General features: G+C 67.6%; 14 protein-coding genes and 1 pseudogene. All 15 read right to left on the bottom strand.

The window, feature by feature from the left end:
- Window positions 1–32: 32 nt before the first annotated feature.
- A complete protein-coding gene (locus QF034_RS03570; protein WP_307173514.1) occupies window positions 33–683 on the bottom strand; it encodes an RraA family protein in 651 nt (216 codons plus the stop codon).
- The gene (locus tag QF034_RS03565) at window positions 680–3,151 is read right to left on the bottom strand and encodes a glycoside hydrolase family 2 TIM barrel-domain containing protein (protein ID WP_307173513.1); all 2,472 of its coding nucleotides are present in this window, start codon (window positions 3,149–3,151) and stop codon (window positions 680–682) included. Before QF034_RS03565 ends, QF034_RS03570 begins: the two co-directional genes overlap by 4 nt.
- Before the next feature lie 22 nt (window positions 3,152–3,173).
- The gene (locus tag QF034_RS03560) at window positions 3,174–4,268 is read right to left on the bottom strand and encodes a Gfo/Idh/MocA family protein (RefSeq protein ID WP_307173512.1); all 1,095 of its coding nucleotides are present in this window, start codon (window positions 4,266–4,268) and stop codon (window positions 3,174–3,176) included.
- A complete protein-coding gene (locus QF034_RS03555; RefSeq protein WP_307173511.1) occupies window positions 4,265–5,005 on the bottom strand; it encodes a sugar phosphate isomerase/epimerase family protein in 741 nt (246 codons plus the stop codon). Before QF034_RS03555 ends, QF034_RS03560 begins: the two co-directional genes overlap by 4 nt.
- The gene (locus tag QF034_RS03550; protein ID WP_307173510.1) at window positions 5,002–5,991 is read right to left on the bottom strand and encodes an alpha/beta hydrolase; all 990 of its coding nucleotides are present in this window, start codon (window positions 5,989–5,991) and stop codon (window positions 5,002–5,004) included. Before QF034_RS03550 ends, QF034_RS03555 begins: the two co-directional genes overlap by 4 nt.
- A gap of 113 nt (window positions 5,992–6,104) precedes the next feature.
- Entirely contained in the window at window positions 6,105–6,998 is an 894-nt protein-coding gene (locus QF034_RS03545; protein ID WP_307173509.1) for a carbohydrate ABC transporter permease, read from the bottom strand.
- Window positions 6,995–7,945: a carbohydrate ABC transporter permease gene (locus QF034_RS03540; RefSeq protein ID WP_307173508.1), complete on the bottom strand. Its 951-nt coding sequence runs from the start codon at window positions 7,943–7,945 to the stop codon at window positions 6,995–6,997. Before QF034_RS03540 ends, QF034_RS03545 begins: the two co-directional genes overlap by 4 nt.
- Before the next feature lie 214 nt (window positions 7,946–8,159).
- Window positions 8,160–9,434, bottom strand: a complete 1,275-nt coding sequence (locus QF034_RS03535; RefSeq protein ID WP_307173507.1) for an ABC transporter substrate-binding protein — start codon at window positions 9,432–9,434, stop codon at window positions 8,160–8,162.
- A gap of 510 nt (window positions 9,435–9,944) precedes the next feature.
- Complete coding sequence (locus tag QF034_RS03530; protein WP_307173506.1) at window positions 9,945–10,991, bottom strand: pyridoxal phosphate-dependent aminotransferase; 1,047 nt, start codon at window positions 10,989–10,991, stop codon at window positions 9,945–9,947.
- A 367-nt stretch (window positions 10,992–11,358) separates the two neighbouring features.
- Complete coding sequence (locus QF034_RS03525; RefSeq protein WP_370880931.1) at window positions 11,359–12,948, bottom strand: alpha/beta hydrolase-fold protein; 1,590 nt, start codon at window positions 12,946–12,948, stop codon at window positions 11,359–11,361.
- Window positions 12,948–13,091: pseudogene (locus tag QF034_RS03520) on the bottom strand (IS630 family transposase); the annotation flags it as partial. The pseudogene QF034_RS03520 and the gene QF034_RS03525, both read right to left, overlap by 1 nt.
- A gap of 202 nt (window positions 13,092–13,293) precedes the next feature.
- A complete protein-coding gene (locus QF034_RS03515) occupies window positions 13,294–14,607 on the bottom strand; it encodes an RICIN domain-containing protein (protein ID WP_307173504.1) in 1,314 nt (437 codons plus the stop codon).
- A 348-nt stretch (window positions 14,608–14,955) separates the two neighbouring features.
- Window positions 14,956–16,887 carry a glycosyl hydrolase 53 family protein gene (locus QF034_RS03510; RefSeq protein ID WP_307173503.1) on the bottom strand — a complete coding sequence of 644 codons (1,932 nt, stop codon included), beginning with the start codon at window positions 16,885–16,887 and terminating at the stop codon, window positions 14,956–14,958.
- Window positions 16,888–16,973: 86 nt separating this feature from the next.
- Window positions 16,974–19,001 (bottom strand): family 43 glycosylhydrolase, encoded by a 2,028-nt coding sequence (locus QF034_RS03505; RefSeq protein ID WP_442480582.1) that lies wholly within the window; start codon window positions 18,999–19,001, stop codon window positions 16,974–16,976.
- A gap of 172 nt (window positions 19,002–19,173) precedes the next feature.
- Window positions 19,174–20,523 (bottom strand): right-handed parallel beta-helix repeat-containing protein, encoded by a 1,350-nt coding sequence (locus QF034_RS03500; protein WP_307173501.1) that lies wholly within the window; start codon window positions 20,521–20,523, stop codon window positions 19,174–19,176.
- Window positions 20,524–20,821 lie beyond the last annotated feature (298 nt).

The raw sequence follows: 20,821 nt of genomic DNA, 5'->3' as shown, positions 1-20,821 counted from the left end.
CTGCGCATGCGCGCCCTCTTCATGTACGCGGCTCATTTCGTGGGCGCTTGCTTGGCCTGCATGCGCATGCCCTGCTCGGATTCCGCGATCTGCGCCAGCTCGGTGGCGATGTCGTGCGCCTTCTTCAGGGGTACTGCGACGATGCCGTCGGCGTCGGCCACGACCACGTCACCGGGGTTGATGACGACACCGCCGATGGCGACGGGCGTCCCGACGGCTCCCGGGCCGTGTTTCCACGGCCCTGCCGGCGTGACCGAACGCGACCACACGGGGAATTGCTGCTGCCGGATCTCGTCGCGGTCCCTGACCGCTCCGTCGACGATCGCTCCCACGGCTCCCCGCGAGGAGAAGTACTGGGTGAGGATGTCGCCCATCACCGCCCGGCCCGGGTAACCGAATCCGTTGATGACGAGGAAGTCGCCGGGTTCGATGTGTGCGACGGCGTCGATCACGGCCAGATCGTCTCCGGCGACCGTCAGGACGGTCAGGGCGCTGCCCGCGGCACGGCAGCCGTCCCAGAGGGGTGTGATGCCACCGTCGGGCATGCCGAGGCGCCCGAGTGCGTCACCGATGTTCGCGACCGAGTGCCGCTGGAACTGTGCGAGCAACTCCCCGTCAGGACGCTGCCACTTCGGGCCGACCTCGATGTTGGGCGAGCCGGCCGCTGTCGGCGCGTAGGTCATTTCTGTCCTTCCCCTGTCACGTGATGAATGGGTGCCTGGACGACGTCGATCTCGATGGAGGCGTCCGGGAGTCCGTGTGCCCGGGCTGTGACGGTGATCCGCCCCGTTTCCCCGGTGGCCCGGACGATCGCCAGGGCACGTCCCTTGAACGAAGTGGCGGAATCGCCGAGGAAGCTCTCCTCGGTGGACGGCGCTCCCGTACCGAATCCTTGGAGGACACCGGGACCGTCCACCTGGATCGTGATCTTTGTGTCCCGGTTCGGGTTGAGCACACCGCTGTCGTCGATCAGGGTGATGTCGATGTGGACCAACCGCTGCGGATCGGCGCCGAGTTCGGTGCGGTCCGTCTCCAGGCTCAGGTGCGTGGGTTCGCCGGCGGTGCGCAGCGCCGAGCGCCCCACCTCCGCTCCGTCGCGGTACGCCACGACCTCCAGGAGACCGGGCTCGTAGGGCACGTCGGCTTCGGCGACGAAGTTCCGCTCGGTGCCGACGGTCACGGTCGCGACGGTGGTGCCGTTGAGCCGGAACTCGACCTCCTCGGCCGCCGCGTACGCCTCGACATGGAGCGGCGAGCCGTCAGGAACGTCGAAGGTCCAGCTGGGGGAGACATCGGTCCAGGTCCATGCCCTGGGCTTGATGACGTAGCCGTCCTCGCGGGGGCGTCGCACGGCGAGGTAGGGCGTCTGTGTGAGCCCGTAGACGATCTCGCGGTAGTACGAGATCGGGTGACGCTGTCCGATGATGTCGATGTCCCCGCATTCGGCGGTGAGCCACGGGTAGGGGGCGCGGTGCACCTGCTGGTCCTCGGGATAGACGTGCCGGCCGGTTCCGACCTCGCCGAGGAAGTCCCATGCGGTCCAGGTGAAGTCGCCGATGACGTGGGGGTTCTCGGTGACGAGCTGCCACAGCCGGTCGATCTTCGTCGGGAAGGTCTCCGAGCCCACGACCACGCGGTTGGGGTGGGCCTCCTTGTCCAGCACGTATCGGCTCTCTCCGTAGTTGAGCCCCACGACGTCGAGCACGGAGGCGGGCTCGGCGAGTCGCTCACCGACGACCGGCGAGGCCATGAGGGCGTCGATCAGATGCGTCACCTGGCCCAGGTAGTCGTTCAGCCCCCGGACAGGGGCGGAGTCCTGCCCCAGTTCCGCCTTCAGCGCGGGGATCTTGTCGCGGGCGATGTACATGCCCTGGAGTGCGTGGGTGACCAGGCGGGTGGGGTCCTGCGCGCGTACCCGGTCGGCGATGCGGCGGCCCAGGCGCGTGCCGTGCGGGGTTCCGGCTTCGATGATCTCGTTGCCGATCGAGTACATGATCACGCTGGGGTGGTTGAAGTCCTTCGCCACGAGCGAGTCGACGTCGCGTTCCCACCACTGCGGGAATCTGCGCGAGTAGTCGTCACCGGACTTCGCGACCGTCCACACGTCGAACAGCTCGTCCATGACGAGCATGCCGAGACGGTCGCACGCGTCGATCAGGGCAATGCTCATCGGGTTGTGCGCGGAGCGTACGGCGTTGAAGCCCGCGGCCTTCAGCATCCGCACCCGCCGCTCGGCGGCGTCGGCGAAGTCGGCGGCGCCGAGGATGCCGTTGTCGTGGTGGATCGCACCGCCGCGGAGCTTGACGGTCTCGCCGTTGATCCGCAGGCCGCGGATCGGGTCGGCGGTGACGGTGCGGATACCGAAGTGCGTGGAAGCCGCGTCGAGCGGGCCGCTGTCGTCAAAGAGGCGCACGGACGCGTGGTAGAGGTGGGGCGAGTCGACGCTCCACAGTGACGGCCGCTGGACGTAGGCCCGCTGATGGGTGGTGATCCCTTCGCCCGCCAGGAGCGTGACCCGGGCCCGGTCGGACGCCACCACCTCGCCGCCGGCGTCCAGGATCTGGAGAAGCACTTCGACGACGCGAGTGGAGACGTCCTCGTTGACGATCTCGGTCGCCGCCACCACGGTGGCGAGATCGGCGTCGATGTCCGGCGTGGTGAGTCGCAGGCCGGTCGGGGTGACGTGGACGAGGTCGCCGACGAGAACGTTGACGGGGCGGTGGAGGCCGCCCCCCGAGTACCAGCGGGAGTCCTGGTGTGCCTGTGCGTCCACCCGGACGGTGTTGACCCGGCCGTACTGCAGGAAGGGGTCCGCGCTGACGTGGAAGCGGGAGTATCCGCCTGCCCACTGTCCGGCGAGAGCACCGTTGATGTAGACCATCGCGTCGCGGTAGACACCTTCGAACTCGAAGGTGACTCGCTTCGTCGCCCATTCCTCCGGCACGTCGAACTGCTTCTCGTAGGTCCACTTTCCGTCGCGGAAGTAGCCCGTCTGCGGTCCACCGGAGTTCTCCGCGGACCGCCCTCCCCCCAGCATGGCGTCGTGCGGCAGGGTGACTTCTTCCTCGCCGGCACCGGCGACCACGATCGCCTCGTGAACGGACACGAGAGGGCCGACGCGCCACGCGTCGTTGAACGGGATGCGGATCATTGAACTTCCTTGCTCGATCGTTCTAGAGGGTCGCGGCCGTGGGGTCCCAGTCCTCGTCCAGGGGAGCCGGCGATGCCACGGTGGATTCGAGGGTCAGCGGTGTCCCGGCCCGTGCCGCCTCCTCGACGGCGAGGAGCACGTCGAGAACGTGGCAGGCGAGAGCGCCGGAGGCGCGTTCCGGTACGTCGTCGCGTATCGAGCGAGCGAGCTCCAGCACCCCCACTCCCCGGCCCCACGTGGACCCGACAGCGGGTACGTCTTCCGGTTCCGCATGGAGAGGGACGAACCTGCCTGTTCCAGCGAAGCGGTTGGGGTCGGGGACCTCGAGTGAGGCTTCCGTGCCGTGCAGTTCGAGGAGGTCGCGGCGGATGCCCGAATCGAAGCTCGTGACGAGGGTCGCCCGAGCGCCGGAGGCGAACTCGAGCAGAGCCATGTGCTGACTCGATACGCGCACGTCGAACTCGGTCCCGGCGCCCGCCCCGACGAGGACGCGCCTGACGGCCCGTGCGGTTGAGGAAACCGAGCTCACACGCCGGACGGCACCCATGGTCTGCACGAGCGCGGTGACGTGATACGGCCCCATGTCCAGCAGCGGGCCGGCTCCCTGGTCGTAGTAGAAGGCGGGATTCGGGTGGGTGCCTTCCGGTCCCGGGGACTGCATGATCGCCAGCGCGCTCTTCGGTTCGCCGATGCGGCCCGCGAGGACCGCTCGTTGTGCCGTCTGCAGGGCACCACCGAGGAACGTGTCGGGCGCGCAGGCCATGCGAAGTCCTCTCCGACCGGCCTTGTCCAGCAGCAACCGTGCGTCGCGGCGGCTGACGGCGAGGGGCTTCTCACTCCAGACGTGCTTGCCGCTCGCGAGGATCCGGGCCGACACGTCGAAGTGGGCGGCGGGGACGGTGAGGTTCAGCACGATCTCGATGTCGTCGTGGGCCAGGAGCTCGTGGACGAGCAGGTGCCGCAACCCGAACTCCCGCGCACGAGCACGGGCGCGCTCCTGGTCGAGGTCCGCTATCGCGACCACGTTCAGATCAGGGAACCGCGTCAGGTTCTCGAGGTAGTTGCTGCTGATGACGCCGGCGCCGATGACGCCGACACCCACTCGCTTGGAGTTCACTGGTCGACCTCCACCAGGTGACGCAGGCTCTGCCGCACGGCTTCGAACGGGTCGCCCGCGTAGTCGTCCAGTTCCACGACGCGGACCGCGTCCGGTGCGGCCTTGAGGATGTCCGCCATCGGCATCGCACCCTGGCCTACCGGCTGCTGCTCCAGGAGGGTTGTGGTGTACGGGCCGTCCTTGAGGTGCAGGAACCTGACGCGCGCCCCGAGCCGGGAGATCAACTCCACGGCGGAAACCCCACCGACCTCGGCCCAGAAGGTGTCGAGTTCCAGGACGACGTCCTCGTCCAGCGCCTCCGCGAAGACTTCGAGGCCGGTCCTGCCGCCGAAGTCCTGACGGACCTCGTGGTCGTGGTTGTGGTACCCGATGGTGACGCCTGCGTCCCGGGCAAGCCTCGCGACGCCGTTCAGACTCGCAGCCGCCGCTTCGATGTCCGCCCGCGTGGTCCAGCGCTGAGCGATGATGTGCGGTTCGATGAGCGTGCCGATTCCGAGCTCTGCTGCCATGCGGACAGCCGCGGAAGCGTTTCCATCGACAAGGCTCGCGTGTGCGCTGAGCGGGCGCAGCGGTGTCTCGGCCAGCGCACGCCGGTACGCGTCGCGGTACTGCTCGAACCTCCACAGCTCCACGTTCTCGAATCCCATCGCGGCAACACGCGCGAGTGTCCCCGGGAGATCGGTCTCGATGGCGTTGCGCAGCGTATAGAGCTGCACTGAGTACAGGCGCTCCGTCATTCGCGTTCTCCCTGGTCCGGCACGAGTTCTCCCGCATGAGCCGTTGTCACCGTCTCGGCCAGGACAGCGAGCGCGTGGTCCACCGGTTCAACCGAAGAGGGCAGGTTGAGGAAGCCGTGCAGTACGCCGGGCACCGTGACATGCCGCACGGGTACGCCCGACTTCACGAGTGCGGCCGCGAATGCCTCGCTGCTGGCGCGCAGATCGTCGTACTCGGCGTCGAGCACCAGGGTGGGACAGAGTCCGTCCAGGACGGTGCCCGCGGGGAAGGCGTAGCCGTGCGGATCCGGCGTGCCGCCCAGGTAGTTGGCCGTCATCTCGGCCACGTCCTCCGGCAGGATCCGGACCATGCGCGGCAACGGCGCGAATGCCTCGGCCAGCGCCGGCGCGAGGGGCGGCGAGACGGCGTGCATGGTCGCATAGGCCAGTACCAGGGTGGCGGGCAGCCAGTTGTCGTCGTCCCGCAGGCGAAGTACGGCTCCTGCGGCGAGGTTCGCCCCCGCGCTCGCGCCACCGACGGTGATCCGCGCCGGTTCGATGCCGAGCACCGCGGCGTTCTCGCGCACCCATCGGACGCCCGCCACGACGTCGTCGTGCGGCACCGGATACGTCACGCCGTCGACCGCGAGCCGGTAATCCACGCTCACGACCACGACGTCGGCCCTGGCGCACACCTCGCGGGCGGTCCAGTCGGCCTCGTGCATGTCGGGATCGCCGAAGACCCATCCGCCGCCGTGTACCCAGACCAGGCCAGGGCGAGGCCGCTGCGGTGCTGACGGCGGCCGGTAGACGCGGACGGCTATCGGGCCGTGCGGGCCGGGAATGCTCTCGTCGCTGGTTTCGACGGAGGGCAGTGCCGCTGCCGCCTTCCAGGTCCGGTATTCCTGCAGGCGCGGTTGCACGGCCGGATCGGCGAGTGCCTCGCGCCAGGACGGGAGGTCCTCGATCTGGCTGAGCCGCGCGGAGATGCTGGGATGCAGGGCCATCAGGGTCAGGTCTCCAGGGGTGCGGGGGAATCGGGTGCAGCGCGCGTAGGCGGGAGGCGGTGGGGGGATGTCCGCTCAGCCGCGTGGCCGGCCGGAATGCCGGGCGGGCAGGCCTACTTCACGCTCCCGGCGGCCAGTCCGGAGCGCCAGAACCGCTGCAGGACGAGAAACGCGACGATCAGAGGGATCACCGAGAGGAACGCGCCGGTGATGGTGATGTTGTAGGGGATGCCTTGGTTCACCCCTTCCCTCCAGTTGGCCAGCCCGACGGTGACCGGCTGAAGTTCGTCGCTGTTGAGCATGAGCAGGGGCAGCAGGTAGTTGTTCCAGATGCTGACGAACTGGAACAGGAAGATGGTGACCAGTGCGGGAGACATGATCGGCATGGCGACCCGCCAGAAGATCCGGGTCTCGCCGGCACCGTCGAGTCGCGCGGCTTCGATCAGTTCGTCCGATACCGACGCTCCGGCGTAGATGCGCGACAGGTAGACCCCGAACGGGCTGACGACGCTGGGCAGGAAGACGGCCCAGTAGGTGTTGACGAGGTGGACCTGGCTGAACATCAGGTACAGGGGCAGCGCGAACATGACGTCCGGGATCAGGACGGCACCGAGGATGACGTTGAAGGTCAGGTCGCGACCGCGGAAGGCGTACTTGGCCAGTGCGTACCCGGCCATGGCCGACAGCGTCGTGCTCACCGCCGCGCCGCCGATGCTGTAGAGGGCGCTGTTCAGCAGCCACCGGGCGAAGATGCCGTCCTGTTCCTGGAAGACATCACGGATGTTGGTCCACAGGTCGAAGTGGGAGAACCACAGCCCGTTCGTGGTGAACAGGTAGCCCTTGTTCTTCGTCGCGGTGACCAGCAGCCACCAGACCGGGATGAGCGTGTACAGGGCGAAGAGCGCCATGACCGCGAACACGCCCGCCCGGCCGGCCAGCGATGACGTACGCAGTCGCCCGGGAGACCCGGCGGCGGCACGTGTTGCTGTGGGAGTGACGGTCGTCATGCGAAGGTGCCCTTCCGCTGGGTGAACTTGAGGAAGCCGAACGACAGCACGAAGGTCAGCAGGGCGAGGATGACCGACTGGGTGGCCGCGTAGTTGTAGTTGTTGATGTCCGCCGACTGCTGTGTGGCCAGGATCGGCGTGTAGGTCGGGGAGACGGTCGGGGCGACCTGACTCAGCACCGCGGGCTCGTTGAACAGCTGGGCGGTGCCGATGATGGAGAACACCGTGGTGAGGATCAGCGCCGGCCGTACCGCGGGAATCTTCACGTGCCAGGCGACCCGCCACCCGGAACAGCCGTCCATCACAGCGGCTTCGGTGAGTTCGCCGGGGATCGCCTGCAAGGCCGAGTAGATGATCAGCATGTTGAAGCCGGTCCAGGCCCACGTCATCATGTTGCCGATCGAGGCGAGCACGAGGTCGTCGGACAGGAAGTTCACTTCGAGCCCGACGTGCCGCAGGGCAGCGGTGAACGGGCTGACGCTCGGTGCGTACAGGAACGACCACATGATCGCGGCGATCACGCCCGGCAGCGCGTAGGGCAGGAAGTAGATCTGCCGGAAGACCTTCTTGAACACGGCGCCACGCGAGTCCAGCAGCAGCGCCAGGAGGAGCGCCAGGCCCAGCATCACCGGCACCTGCACGATGCCGAGTGTGAACACCCGCAGGAACGACGACATGAACCGGCTGTCGTGCAGAGCCGTCACGTAGTTGTCGAACCCGGTGAAGACAGTCGTCGACGGTCCCAGTCCGAGGCCGCTGCGGTGCGTCCTGAAGAAGCTCTGGTACACCGCGTAGCCGATCGGTGCGAGCAACATCGCCGTGAACAGCAGCCCGAACGGTGCCAGGAAGAGCACCGCGGAACGAGTGTGGCCACGGCCGGGGATACGCTTCGCTGCCGAGCCGGCGATGGGGTGGGCGAGAGCGTCGCCAGGCGTTCTTGTCGCCATGCCTGCTCCTTGCTCGAGAAGTGGTCCCGTGAAGGGAGGGACCGGCTGGTCATTGGTGCTGGTCGGGCTGGTCGTCGCCCTGCGGGGGCGCGGGCGGTGGTGGCACGGGGGAGGACGGACCCCCGCATGTCGGGGCCGAGGGTGTGAAGTTGCGGCGCCGGCGCCCGGCAGGTCAGGAAGGCCGCCGGGCGCCCGCCGCCGTTCTCCGCGCGCGTCACTTCCCGACGCTCAGCCCCTGGCCCTTCATGGCCGCGACGGTGCTGTCCTGGACGGAGGTCACGGTCTTCGGGATGGTGCCCTGTCCGGCTCCGGCCTTCTTGAGCCCGTCCTTCATGTCGGACTGAACCTGGCTCATCGTCGGGCCCCACACCCAGCCCGTGCTCGTGTTCGCGGCCGCTGTCTTGAACACTTCGTAGATGTTCTGTCCGCCGAAGTACTTCGACGGCTGGTCCACGGCAGGCAGCTGCTGTCCGCTCGTCGCGGCCGGGTAGATGCCCGTGTTCTTGATCAGATTGGTGACACTGTCGCTGTTGGTGCTCATCCAGGTCGCGAACTCCGTGGCTTCCTTCGGGTGCTCGCAGCCCTTGAGCACCACGGTCGCCGAGCCTCCGCGGTTACCGGCCGCCTGCTGCCCGGCGGACCACTGGGGCATGGGCGCCACGGCCCACTTGCCGGACAGCTCGGGCAGGTTCTTGGAGATCAGCGGAGCCGCCCACACGGCGCTGACGAGCGACAGCAGCTGCCCGTCCTGCACCTTCTTGAACCAGGCCGTGTCCAGCATCGGGTCACTGGTGACCAGCTTCTTGTCCAGCAGGCCCTGCCAGTACTGCGACACCTTCTCCGTCTGCGGGTTGTCGATGGTCACCTGCCACCGGTCGTTCGCGGTACCGAACCACTTGCCTCCGGCCTGCCAGGTCAGCGCCCCCAGGTCATAGGCGTCCTGCGGCGTGGTCGTCAGGTAGGCCGAGGGGTTGGCGCTGTGCACCTTCTGCGCGGCCACAGCGAAATCGTCCCAGGTCTTCGGTGGCGAGATCTTGTACTTCTTGAACAGGTCGGTGCGGTAGTACATCGCCATGGGCCCGGTGTCGACCGGGATGCCGAACACCTGGTCGCCGACGCTGGACATCTGCCAGGTCCACGGCACGAACTTGTCCTTGCTGGCATCGGCGTACTCGTGGATGTCCTCCAGCGCGCCGGTGGCGATGAAGTTCGACAGGGTGTCGTAGCCCACCTGACCGAGACAGGGTGCGTTGCCGGCCTTCACCGCGTTCTGCATCTTGGCGTAGCCGCCGATGCTGCCCGCCGGGATCTGGCTGTACTTGACCTTGATATCCTTGTGCGTCTTGTTGAACAGCGCCACGGACTTGTCGAGGCCGACCGCCGCCCCCCAGAACTCCACCGTCACCGGCTTGCCGCCGGAACTCGAACCGCCCGAGTCGCCGGAACCGCTACAGGCGCTGAGCGTGACGAGCGAGGCAACGGCCAACATGACCCCAGCCTCCCTTGCCCACCGTGAAGCCATGGGAACTCCTTCCGTCGGCCGTCCGCCTAGCGGAGCCTGCCGGTTGATCTGCGAGCGGCGTGTCGCGCACGGAGTCGTTGAGACCTTCCCGTCATCGGGGACTCATCCCTACGAACACTGCCGAACGGCTTGCGATTGGGGTTTCACTTGAGGTGTGCGCCAGCCCTTGTTGGCCCGTCTGGCCTACGTGATGCGCCGGCCCGCAGAGCAGCGTCCGAGGCTCGGAGTGCTTGCGTTCGAACCGAGCGGCTCACTCTGAAGTGCGAAGCGAATCTCAGTTGCGTTGACTATGGGGCCGGGTGCGCCGCCTGTCAACGCTTTCTCGTCGACTTTTGGTAAAGAGCTTGGCTCTTCATCAAAAGGGTCGCTGGGGATCACGGACTTCGGGACCTCCGTGACGCACTCGAGATCTCCGGGGTCCATGTATATGCGCGCTGTCGGCCGAGTCGATATGTGATCGAAATCGAGGGGGCGGTGCTAAAGCGCGTTGATGACGTGCGTAAAGCGGCGCAGACCCTCTTCGAGTGCAGCCTCGTCCGTGGCGAAGGACAGGCGTACGTGCCCCTCGCCCGACGGGCCGAATTCGGACCCGGCGCGTACGAGCACGCCTCCGTCGGCGAACCGTTGCACGAGTTCGACGGAGGACAGGGCGCTGTCGATACGGGGGAATGCGTAGAACGCTCCGAGAGGCCGAACGACGCTCACCGCATCGAGACCGTCGAGGTGCCGCATGACCAGATCACGGCGGCGCTGGAAGCGCGCCGAGAGTGCGTGCAGATCTTTGTCGGGAATGCGTAGCGCCTCGACGGCCGCGTCCTGGACGAAGGTGTTCAGAGGCCCGTTGATCGTCCGGTGAACGAGGTTGATCTTTTCGGCGACAGCGGCTGCGGCGCAGATGAAACCGATGCGCCAACCGGTCATCGAGTACGACTTGGAGAACGTGCCGGAGAGTACCACCCGGTCCCGCACGGAGATCAGTTCAGCTGCCGAGGTGAAGGCGATCTCGTCGAAGACGATGTCGCTGTATGCCTCGTCCGACAGGAGGTAGAGGTCGGGGTGATCGCGGAGAATGGCGCCGACTCCTTCGATATCGGCCTTGGAGAACACCATTCCGGTGGGGTTCACGGGATTGCACAGGATGAGCATGCGGGCACCCGCTGCGGCCGCCGCGAGTTTGTGCAGGTCGATCGAGCCATCCGGCCGAGTGGAGATCCACTCGACCTTGGCCCCTGCCATGGCCGCGTGGTCCGCGTACAGGGAGTAGGTCGGTTCGGGGAGCAGCACTCGATCGCCCGGGTTCAGCAAGGCGAGGACGGTGGCTGCGAGGCCGGCGCTGCCTCCGTGAGTGACGACGACATTGGCCGGGTCGACCCCGGGGCCCTGGGAAAGCGCCAGGTGAGAGGCGATCTCCCGGCGGAGGTCCGGAGACCCGGTGATCTGCGAGTAACGAGTGCGACCGGCGCGCAACGCCCGGACGGCAGCCTCCACCACTGGCTGCGGCGTGTTGCTGTCTGGTTCACCCATGGCCAGAGAGACGGCGCCCGGCACCGCACCGCCCAGTGTTTTGGGCCGCCTCGACGCTGCTCTGATGCGTTCCGGGAGAGAACCGGCCGTTCGGGAGGGGAGGGCGCTCATCCGATCTCCAGGGGGTCACGACGGATGTAAAGTGCGAGCACATTCTCACATCGTGATGAGCGGTTCAAGGGTGGCGGCGCGGCTGGATCTGCCGGAGGCAGGTGGTTGCACATGCCCGAGCGGGTGCGCGGTGGGCGCGCTGTGGTCCGGTGGGCATGCCTGAAGCCCACCGCAGACGCCGTGGGTGGTTGGCTCCTGGTGCTGAGCTACAGCCCCCGCGGGGAGCCGCCCCTCACCGGCTGCCGGTCCGTGTGCCTCAGGCGCCGGCCCAGCCCTGGAGAGCCCCGTAGTAGGCCGTCGTCAAACGGCTGATCGCTTCCTCCTCCGGGAGGCCGGTGCTGATCAGGTCCAGGATCTCGCGTGGATCGAACATGGCGTTGTACAGGAACAACGCGTGATCGAAATGCTCATCCGGCACGTCCAGGTGCCGCATCACACTGCGAATGGGGCGTTCCCAGGCGTCCCGGACCGGGGTGATCACCTCGTCGTTGCTGCGCAGGCGGGTGAGGAAGCCCGTGCGCGATCGGATCTGGACCATGGCGGGGCCGTAGCTGCGGACCAGGCGAGCCCATTCCCGCACCACGTCCTCGAACAGGGCCGGGCCGGTCTTGGGGCAGTCGTGGCTGTAGTTGCGCAGCTGGACGATCACGCCGAGCAGGTAGGCCTTGAGGAGCTCCTCGACCGACGGGAAGTACCGGTAGGCCGTGGCCAGCGACAGGTTGGCCCGCTCCGCGATGACCGCCATGGTCATCCCGCCGGGCTCGGTCCTGAGCGCTTCTCCCACGGCCTCCAGGAGCTTGCGCCGGTTACGGACCGCGTCGCGGCGCATGCCGCGCCCAGCACCCTGTTCCTCGTTCTTGACCGTCAGGGGGAGCCTCCTGGGATGCCTCATCGGAGAGAGGTGTCTCACCTCTGGGCAAGACGATAGTGACGTCCGTCCGAGTCGCTCAAGCGGCGGGGCCTTGCCCGGTGCCGGGATGCGCATGAATGGCTCTGGCCGAGCTGGTGCCAAGGCTGCACCATGCGCCGTTTTCCTCGGTGTCCCCCCGGGCCTCTGACCCGGAGGGCTGGGCGAGCAGATCTCAACGCGGCTGATCGTCACCTCGGCCCGGTTGAAGCGGGAGCTGTTACCCCTGGTGTGGAACGGCACGTCGTCAGGGCTGGGGCCCGTACTCGACGACTCGGCCCGCGGCGAGTACTGCTGGTGCGGGTTGCCGGTGCCCAGTACGAGGGGAATCGTCAAGCGCCCCTGGGCGTCGGCGGTGGCCGACCGCGCTGAAGCGCCCTCGTGGTCGCGGACGGTGACGCGATACCGCGTGCCCGGGCGAGCCAGTGAGGGCGTCCGTACCGTGGCCGTGCCGTTCCCGACCACCGTGAAGCGGCGCTGGCGCGCAACGTTCAGCGCACTGAACTCGGTGACGCCCCGCCGCATCCGTACGGTCCAGCCGTAGGCGCTGTACTGCGGCCTGATCGACGACAAGGTGAACGACCGGGGAGTGGCGTGGTGCTGCGCGTGGCGGGCGAAGTAGGACTTCAGGTGCGGTATCCAGGCCCGGAGGTCGGCCTGCCAGTAGGGCCATGTGTGGCTGCCGGGTCCGTAGTCGTGCCACCGGTGCCGGATGCCGAGATCCAGCAGGCGCTCGTGGAAGGACACGTTCTCCTGCCGGATTCGTTGTTCCGTGGGGTCCACGGCCTCGCCGTCGTGCCGGGGCCGGCCGTTGCCCGTGTACAGGGACACGTCCGTGTGGGCCAGATTGGCCGCCAGGTCCCAGGGGTTGTCCCCGCGCCAGCGGACTTCCTGCGTCGCCCACGGGCCCCAGAGGGAGGGGTGGAGCTGCTCGATGATGGTGCGCATCTCCCGCCGGCCGAGGCCAGCAGCATCATCGCCCGCCGGTACCGCACCGAACTGGTGCTGCCCCGGCGCACGATACGCTGTAGCCGCTGTCCTTCCTGGTCGGTCAGTCTGCGCGCACGGACAGGCTCGGCCACTGCACCTCCAGCGGTCGGATCGGACGTCACCGCACATCCAACCGCCACGACCACCGACCCGGCGAACCTCTGCGGTCACAGCACTAGTCGATCCAGGGGCAGTCGTCGTGATGACCTTTCAGACGGCTGCGCGAAGGATTGCCGCCGCCATGTCGGGACACTGCCCGCCCTGTTGCCCGAGCGGTGCCCCGACAGGTTCCGGTCAGACGCGGCGGCGGGTGAAGCGCTGGTTGGGGTTGCCGGTGTAGGTGTACTGGGCGATGCGGGCGCCGTCGGCGGTCGAGTACTCCCAGACATCCATCGCCAGGCCGGACTCCCGGTTGACGAGGCTGATCACGCCACTGCCGTGGTCGACCACGCGCCACTGCTGGCCGGTGGCGCCCGTGTCGGCCTGTTGGACGACGTCCGCGCCGGTCGCGGTGCCCGTGGGCTGGAGGAACAGGCCACTGTGCAGTGCCTTGACGCGGACGTGGCCGTTACCGGCGTCGACGAACTCGAACTGCTGGTTGGGGCGACTGTTGGGGGTCCGCTGAACGAGCTGTGCGCCGGCGGCGGTGGAGGCCGCGTTGATCTCGGCGGCCTTGCCGCTGTGCTGGGCCAGCAGGGTGTAAAGGCCCGGACCGCCGGGCGAGTCGCCCAGTTGGGCTTCCCACCTGGTGTTGGACCCGGACGCGTCAGCCGGGAGGCGGTCCCGGGCGGCGGTGTCGCCGTACATGGTCCAGCGGGCCCAGTCGACGACGGTCCTCGGGAAGCGCTGGTCGCTCCAGAAGCTGGTGTGGCTGCCGCCGACGAAGGTGAGGAACGCCTTGGGCCAGGTGATCTCCGAGTACGCCTGCCGGGCCGAGGAGTACTGCGTGGTCGAGTCCCGGTCGCCGTGGACGAACAGGACCTTGGCCGAGACCGAGCTGGACGGGTTGCCCATGTCCACGCAGGACTGGGGGTTGGCGGAGATGATCCGGCTGTCGGGCCAGGAGGTCAGCAGACCGTGGGTGACCATGCCGCCCAGGGAGTGGCCCGAGACGCCGACGCCGATGCCGGTGTTGATGTGCCCGGCCAGAGGTCCGCTCGCGTTGAGCGCGAGGGTGTTGGTGAGGATCTGCGAGACGTCCTTGGAGGTGTTGCCGTTGTTGACGTCGGTGAAATTGTGGTTGAAGTGCGGGGCGGGGACGATGAAGCCCGCCGAGGCCAGGGCCCGGATGATGAACAGGGAGTTCTGCGGGCTGCTTCCGTAGCCGTGGGTCATGTTGTAGACGGGGAAGACCCCGCCCGCGACTGGGGCGTCCGTCACCGGGTTGCCGCCGGCGGTGCCGGTGGCCGGGTAGTAGACGTAGGTGGTGCACGGGCGGCTGCCGCGGGTCCAGTTGTACCGGCGCACGCCGACCGCGAACGGCGTGGTCGGTGCTGTGTCCAGTGGCCCGGCGGCGGCCGGTGCCTGTCCTGCCCCTAGCAAGGACAGGCCCACGCCCGTCGCTCCGGCCGCGCTCATGCTGAGGAAGGTCCGTCGTCGCAAGGTCATGGTGACTCCTTGGGGTGCGGGGATGGGTGGGGGGTTTGGCGTTCGGCTGGTCCCGTTGCCGGGTGCGTCCCGTCGGCGACAGAGGCCGACAGGCCGACGGGGCGCACGGTGCAACAGTCGGTGTGGGTGTTCCTGCCACCCGCGAGGGGCGACAAGAGCGGCGTGCGGTTGGTCGGGCGCACCGGATGTCGGGGGGAGTGTGGCCGTTCCGGTCGAAAACGGCCTGGTTCTCCCAGGCGCTGCCGCAGTTGTTGCCGTCGCCACCGAGTGGGCGGAGCACTGCTGTGAAGCAGTGATGATGTCGCCGGTGCCGTCGTGGCCTCGACGGTGCGACGTCGCTGAAGCAGGCTATGAGGTGGTCACGTCACGTTCGCCGTGGCTGGGCATGACGTCGATGACCGCCGTGACCGGCCCTGTGCCGGTCGTCCCGGTGATTGTGACCTCACCCGGCCTGTCGGTCGCGCCAGGTGGCAACGGCTGCCAGCGGACGGGGACAGTGGTGATCTTGTTGTTGGCGGTGGTGAGCATGCGGATGGAGGAGGGCAGCTTCGGGGCGGCTCCCACCACGGTGGCGGTGTGGACGGTGTCCTGGAGGATGTGCTTTGCGCGGCTGGCGTTGAAGACGTTGATGGACGCGTGCGGCTCCCATGTGTTCGCCAGTCCGGGCACGGCCCGGAACATGGGCTGGTAGCCGGCCGGCTCCCACACCAGGACACCTGAACCTCGGTTGTCGACCACGTCGTTGGCGGCCTGGAACACCCTCCGGATCGCGTCAGCCTGCCCCTGAATGGTTCGCGGGTACGGCGAGTTGGGCAACGGCGAGCCATCGCCGCCCGACGCGGGGTAGGCGGTTTCGGCGATGTCGATCTCGTAGCCGGGATAGGTGGTGGCCATGGTGTTCAGGTTGAGATCCAGTGCCTCGGGCGTACCGTGCCATTCCGGGTAGTACGAGACGGCCAGCACATCGGGGTTCTGGCCCTTTGCCCTCACCCGGGTGAGGAACTGGTGCCAGAACTCCATGGTTTTGGCGAGCTTGTCCTTGTCGACGATCACGTGTATCTCGACCTTGGATGTCGGTGACGCGTCGCGGACGGCCTTGATCCCAGCCGCGGCCAGGGTGGTGAACCGGTCCCACGACTGGTCGTAGAGCTGTTGCTCCACCGGGTCGGTTGACCGCCAGTACTTCCACAGCAGGCCACCGCCGGGTTTGGACTGGTAGATATCGGCCTGGTCGACGAAATACGGCGGATTCGTCGTGCCGATGTGGGCCGCCTCGCTGCCGTACATGAAGCCATTGATGATCTCGTTGCCGACGGCCACCTTCTCCGGCGTGGTGCCCTGACGGATCAGCCGCTTCAGATAGTCGGCGGTGAAGTCGTACACGGCCTTGGACAGGTCCGCGAACTCCAGCTCGGCCCAGGCGCGTGGTTTTGGTTGCTTGCTCGGGTCCGCCCAGGAGTCCGCGTAGTGGAAGTCGATCCCCAGGCCCATGCCCCGCTGCTTGATCCACTTGGCTGAGGCCAGTGAGCGCTCCGGGCCCTGGCGCGGTATCGGCGTCGGTCGACCGGTGCTCTCGCTGCGCGGCTCGTTGAATATCCGCAGCCGGCTGTACTCGATGCCACGGTCCTTGGCCACGTCGAGCAGGTGTGGCCCGGCGCCGCGGTCTTCGGCCAGGGGGTCGACCCAGTACTGCTGGTCCTGGACGTCGTCCATCCAGGACAGATCGGCGCCGAGGGTGAGGTCGTCGCGCAGGTAGTTGAAGACCTGGAGCTCGCTGACACCTGCCCGGGCACGGCCCGACCCACCTGTGAAGGTCAGCCGGACGAAGCGCGTTGCCGGCCGGGTGAACAGGTGCACTTCCCCCCGCGACACGACTCGGTTGTGGGACCTGTCGGCGATGGTCTTCCACCGGCGACCGTCGGATGAAGCCTCGACGACGTACCGGTGGGCCACGCCACGGTCCGGGAAGAGCACCTTGACCTTACGGAGGTTGTCGTAGGTTCCACCGAGGTCGACGGTGAGCCACTGCCGGGCGCCGGCACTACCGGGTTGCCAGGACGTCGTCGGGTCGCCGTCGATGGCCAGACGGGCGTTCGACGAGCCGGTGGCGGCCGTCGCCGAGGCCCAGGGCTTGGCAGCGATATTGCTCTCGATCGGCTTGATGTCCGCGGTTCCGAAGGTCGCGTGGGCCGGCTTGGGCACCATGAGTAGATTCGCGGACATTATGGTGACCAACGTCGTCGTGACCGCGATGGCGCGGGGCAGACGCTTGCTGCTCATGTCCTTCTCCTGACGATGTGACGTACGTGCGGCATGGGCTGTTCCGTACGCTCTGCCGGTCGAGAAGACCGGCGGAGCACGGGATGTCAGCCGGCCGCGGCACCGACATCGAGGTAGTCGACGTTGGGCAGTCCGGTTGCCGTGGTCGGATCCAGCCGGATGGTGTTGCTGCCGGCGATCAACGGGACCGTCACGGTCTTGGTCGTCCACGTCGTCCACGCACCGGTGGACTCGAACGAAAGCGCCCCTGCCGTGGCTCCGTTGACGACGAGGTTCGCGGGCCTCGCACCGGTGGTGGCGCCATTGGCGAACCGGATCCCCAGCGTCGCCGTACGGGCGGTCTCGGAGTTCACGGTGAACTCCGCGAAGGCCCCCACAGCGGGGTCGCCGTTGCAGAACCCGCTGCCGGAATAGCCGGCTTGATTCGAGTCGATCGTGCCCCGGCACTGCGCCGGAGCGGTCTCTGCCTCGTAACGCCCCGAAGGTGCTGGTGTGCCGGCCGAGGTCTTGACGAGTGAGAGCTGGTCGACGGTGACGCCGCCCGAACCCGACGCCCGCACAGTGACGGTGGCGGCCCCGCCGGGCAGCTCGATACCGGTGAGCTCGCGCTTGGCCCAGCCGCTCGACGACGGGATGCCGAGGGTGCGTTGGCTGCCGTTGGCGCCGGTGATCACGACCTGTCCGGCGCTACCCCGAGCGTGCAGGGACAGGGTGTAGGTGCCTGCGGGCACCGACTCGACCCGCTGCTCGACGCCGCCGCTGTTGCTCACCTGAAGGGCGAAGCGAGACCCGTTCACACCACCGTTGACGTTGGTCACCGAACCACCGAGGTTCCGCCATCCCCGTACGCTGGAGACGATGACGCGGTCGGCCTGGATGTCGGGGTTGAGGATGTAGTTGTTCGTCGGCCCGACGCGCCACTCCCCGGTCGTGGCGTTGAACTGCCACTGGCTCACCGAGTGGAACTGCGGCCTGGCGCCGGTCTTGGTCACCGGCATCCACTGGTTGTACCCGATGCCGTTCCAGGCGAAGTCGGCCCAGCGGTCGCCGGCGAAGATCACCGTGTTCTGCTTGGTGCCCTTGACCGTCACGAAGAACCCGGTCTGGGTCACGTGGCTGTAGTCCATCTCGGTGCCGGCAAGCGTGTACTCGCCGGTGTAGGAACCCTGGATGTTGCCGCTGGTCGACTCCAGGACGTGCGCGACCGAACTGTTCCAGCCGTGCAGGTCCGACGCCGCGTGGTAGTACTTGCCGTCGAGTTTGAACATGGCGTTGCCCTCGCGGCCGGAGGAGTTCTGGCCGATCTGCACGCCGGGCTCCGCCCGCAGCGAGTCGGACTCCCTGAGCTTGCTGACGAAGGCGCGAGAGCGTCCTTCGCGGTTGGAGAAGATCAGGTAGTCCTTGCCGTCGTCGTCGGTGAAGACGGTCTGATCTCCGGTGCCGGTCGTGGGCGAGTTGGTGATCTGGGTCTGGAAGTAGCCGTAGTCGAAGGTGTCGGTGGGTGAGTCACCCTGGAGGAACAGGACCCCGTGCCCGCCTCCGACATAGGCCTGGGTGGCGAGCACATACTTTCCGGTGTTCTCGTTGTACGAGACCCCCAGCCGCCCGACCCACCCTGCCTGACCGAGGGTGGCGCCGTTGTTGATCGCGGTCGAGCGCGTCGCGACCCGGTTCTCGAACTTCCAGTTCACCAGGTCCTTGGACGAGTACACGGGGATCGAGACGAAGCTGACGTTCCCGTCGTACTTCCTCGTCGGATTGGCGCGGTAGAGCTCGGCGCCGGTGTAGTGCACGCCGTACCAGTAGTAGGTGTCACCGAACTTGAAGACCCCACCGCCCTGTGAATAGATGGGGTTGCCGCTGGTGTCGTTCCAGAAGGTGTTGTTCGTGACGGTCTGGAACGTGCCCTCGTCAGCGGCCTTCAGATCGGCGGCGGCGGTCATCAGTGCCGTCTTCGCGTCGGCGACGTCCGACGTGGTGGCCGAAGTGTCGCCGGCGACCTGGGCCGCGGCGGTCAACGCCTTGGCGAAGGGCTTCCAGGAGTCAGCCGTGTACTTCGTCGGAGTGCGCGTCTGGTAGTCGGACACCAGGTACTTGAGGCCGCGATCCACCACCGGTCCAGCAGCCGCCCCCTGGTCCTGGAGCTCCGTTGCCTGCCTCTGCGTTGCAGGTGTCTCCGCCGCGGCGGTGCTCGCCGAGAGCGGCGCCGCCAACGCCACGGACAACAGGGTGGCGGCGGCCAACTTCCAAAACTTCGAGACGACACGCGATCGTTGCCTCAAGAGGTCACCTTCCGTCACTCTCAAAGGCGCCGAGATCCGGCGCGCTTCCGTTGAAGGGCAGCCCCACGTCGGTGCCCTTGTCGATCAGGGCACTGTTCGCCGCGAGACCGAGGTGGGGCAGGACGGGCAGGTTCCCGTCGGTCTGGCGGGGCGCGTCCCAGCCGGACGTCGACACACTGCGGAACTGGGAGTCCGACAGGGGGACGCCGAGGTTCCAGGAGTTGTACGCGGCGTTCGTGCCGCTCATGTTCGACGTCGCCGTTCCGGTGTAGGCGATGTTGTTGCGCAGGTTGCCCCGGCCGACGGCGGCGCCGCGCGAGTCGATTCCCAGCATGTTGAAGTTGGGGTGGTTTCCATAGCCGGTGTTGTTGAAGAAGTCGTTGGCCACCGGGTGGTGGTTGGCGTAGAAGCCGGCCGCCTTGTTGAGGAACGCCACCGAGGAGCGGACGGTGTGCTTCGGCGCGTTGGCCTCGTAGTCGCCCCCGTAGCCGCCGGACTTGAAGCCGGCTCCGTTGCCGGAGGGCGCCGTCGTCCCCGGCACGTACCCGTTGCGCCAGGCCCACGAGTTCTCGATGATCACGGGCGAGTAGGTGGAGATGAGGTCGAACCCGTCATCGGCGTTCCACCACGCGCGGCAACCCTGGAACACGTTCGCGGGGCGGCCGGCCGGCGTGTAGTGCGAACCGAACCCGTCGGCGTTCTCGCCGGGCCCGTCGTTACTGTGCAGGTCGTAGTTGTCATGCGCGTCCGAGTTGAGGACGAGGTTGCCGCCCCCGCCGCTGATGAACAGGCCGGTCCCCATGTGGTGGTGGGTGTTGATCTGCTCGAAGACGTCGTTGCTGCCGGAAACCCAGATCCCCCAGGACTCGGCGTTGCGGTTGTTGTTCTGGGGAACGCCCTTGACTTCCAGTCCTTTGAAGTGGATCCAGCTGCCGGTGACGTTGAAGCCCTTGATGCGGCAGTTGTCCGTCATCCGCGAGAAGTCGAAGACCGGCTTCTCGCCCGGCTGGGCCCAGTACCGGATCGGGTTGCCCGAGCTGCCGCTCTTGTTGAGGGTGATCGCGTCGACCTTGGCGGTCTGGCTCGGGCAGGCGCTGTTCGCGCGGGTGTAGGCGTAGGTGCCGCCCCGGAAGTAGACCGTGTCGCCCGCCTTGGCGACGGCCTGTGCACGGGCGATCGATGCCCACGGAGCGGCCTGCGTACCTGCTGCTCCGTCGTTCCCGTTCGGGGCGACGTAGTAGGTGTTTGCGGCCGCCGCGGCGCTCGCGGACGCCGAGCCGGGGGCCATGGCGACGGAACTCGCCGTGACCACCGAGAGCAGGAGTACAGGGGTGCCGAACTTCGCGGTTCTCACAGCGTCATCTCCCGAGTGGACCGTCTTCGTGACACTGCCATGGACGCGTGTACCACCTTCCGAGTGAGCGGCCCACTCCCTGATCGCTCGGGCGGGGGCCGAACAGACATCGCGAACCGGTTGCTCTGGTTGAACGGGGGCGGCGTGTTGAGGAGGCTCAGCACTGCCGCCGACACGCCGCACACATCGCTGACCACGAGCGGCGGTGCGGACCTCATGGCCCACGGGACGAAGTGGCCGCGCAGTCCGTGTCCGCAAGCCCGGGCGGCCGACCTCCGGCCATGGAGAGGCCTCCTGT

Source organism: Streptomyces africanus (assembly GCF_030816955.1).
GTDB lineage: Bacteria > Actinomycetota > Actinomycetes > Streptomycetales > Streptomycetaceae > Streptomyces > Streptomyces africanus.
The sequence above is the reverse complement of the archived record's forward strand: the minus strand, read 5'-3'. Positions and strand labels throughout refer to the sequence as shown.

Excerpts from the sequence above, each read along its gene's own strand:
- QF034_RS03570 (WP_307173514.1), bottom strand. The coding sequence starts at position 683 with ATGACCTACGCGCCGACAGCGGCCGGCTCGCCCAACATCGAGGTCGGC.
- QF034_RS03555 (WP_307173511.1), bottom strand. The coding sequence starts at position 5,005 with ATGACGGAGCGCCTGTACTCAGTGCAGCTCTATACGCTGCGCAACGCC.
- QF034_RS03535 (WP_307173507.1), bottom strand. The coding sequence starts at position 9,434 with ATGTTGGCCGTTGCCTCGCTCGTCACGCTCAGCGCCTGTAGCGGTTCC.
- QF034_RS03550 (WP_307173510.1), bottom strand. The coding sequence starts at position 5,991 with ATGGCCCTGCATCCCAGCATCTCCGCGCGGCTCAGCCAGATCGAGGAC.
- QF034_RS03515 (WP_307173504.1), bottom strand. The coding sequence starts at position 14,607 with ATGACCTTGCGACGACGGACCTTCCTCAGCATGAGCGCGGCCGGAGCG.
- QF034_RS03545 (WP_307173509.1), bottom strand. The coding sequence starts at position 6,998 with ATGACGACCGTCACTCCCACAGCAACACGTGCCGCCGCCGGGTCTCCC.
- QF034_RS03565 (WP_307173513.1), bottom strand. The coding sequence starts at position 3,151 with ATGATCCGCATCCCGTTCAACGACGCGTGGCGCGTCGGCCCTCTCGTG.
- QF034_RS03540 (WP_307173508.1), bottom strand. The coding sequence starts at position 7,945 with ATGGCGACAAGAACGCCTGGCGACGCTCTCGCCCACCCCATCGCCGGC.
- QF034_RS03530 (WP_307173506.1), bottom strand. The coding sequence starts at position 10,991 with ATGGGTGAACCAGACAGCAACACGCCGCAGCCAGTGGTGGAGGCTGCC.
- QF034_RS03510 (WP_307173503.1), bottom strand. The coding sequence starts at position 16,887 with ATGAGCAGCAAGCGTCTGCCCCGCGCCATCGCGGTCACGACGACGTTG.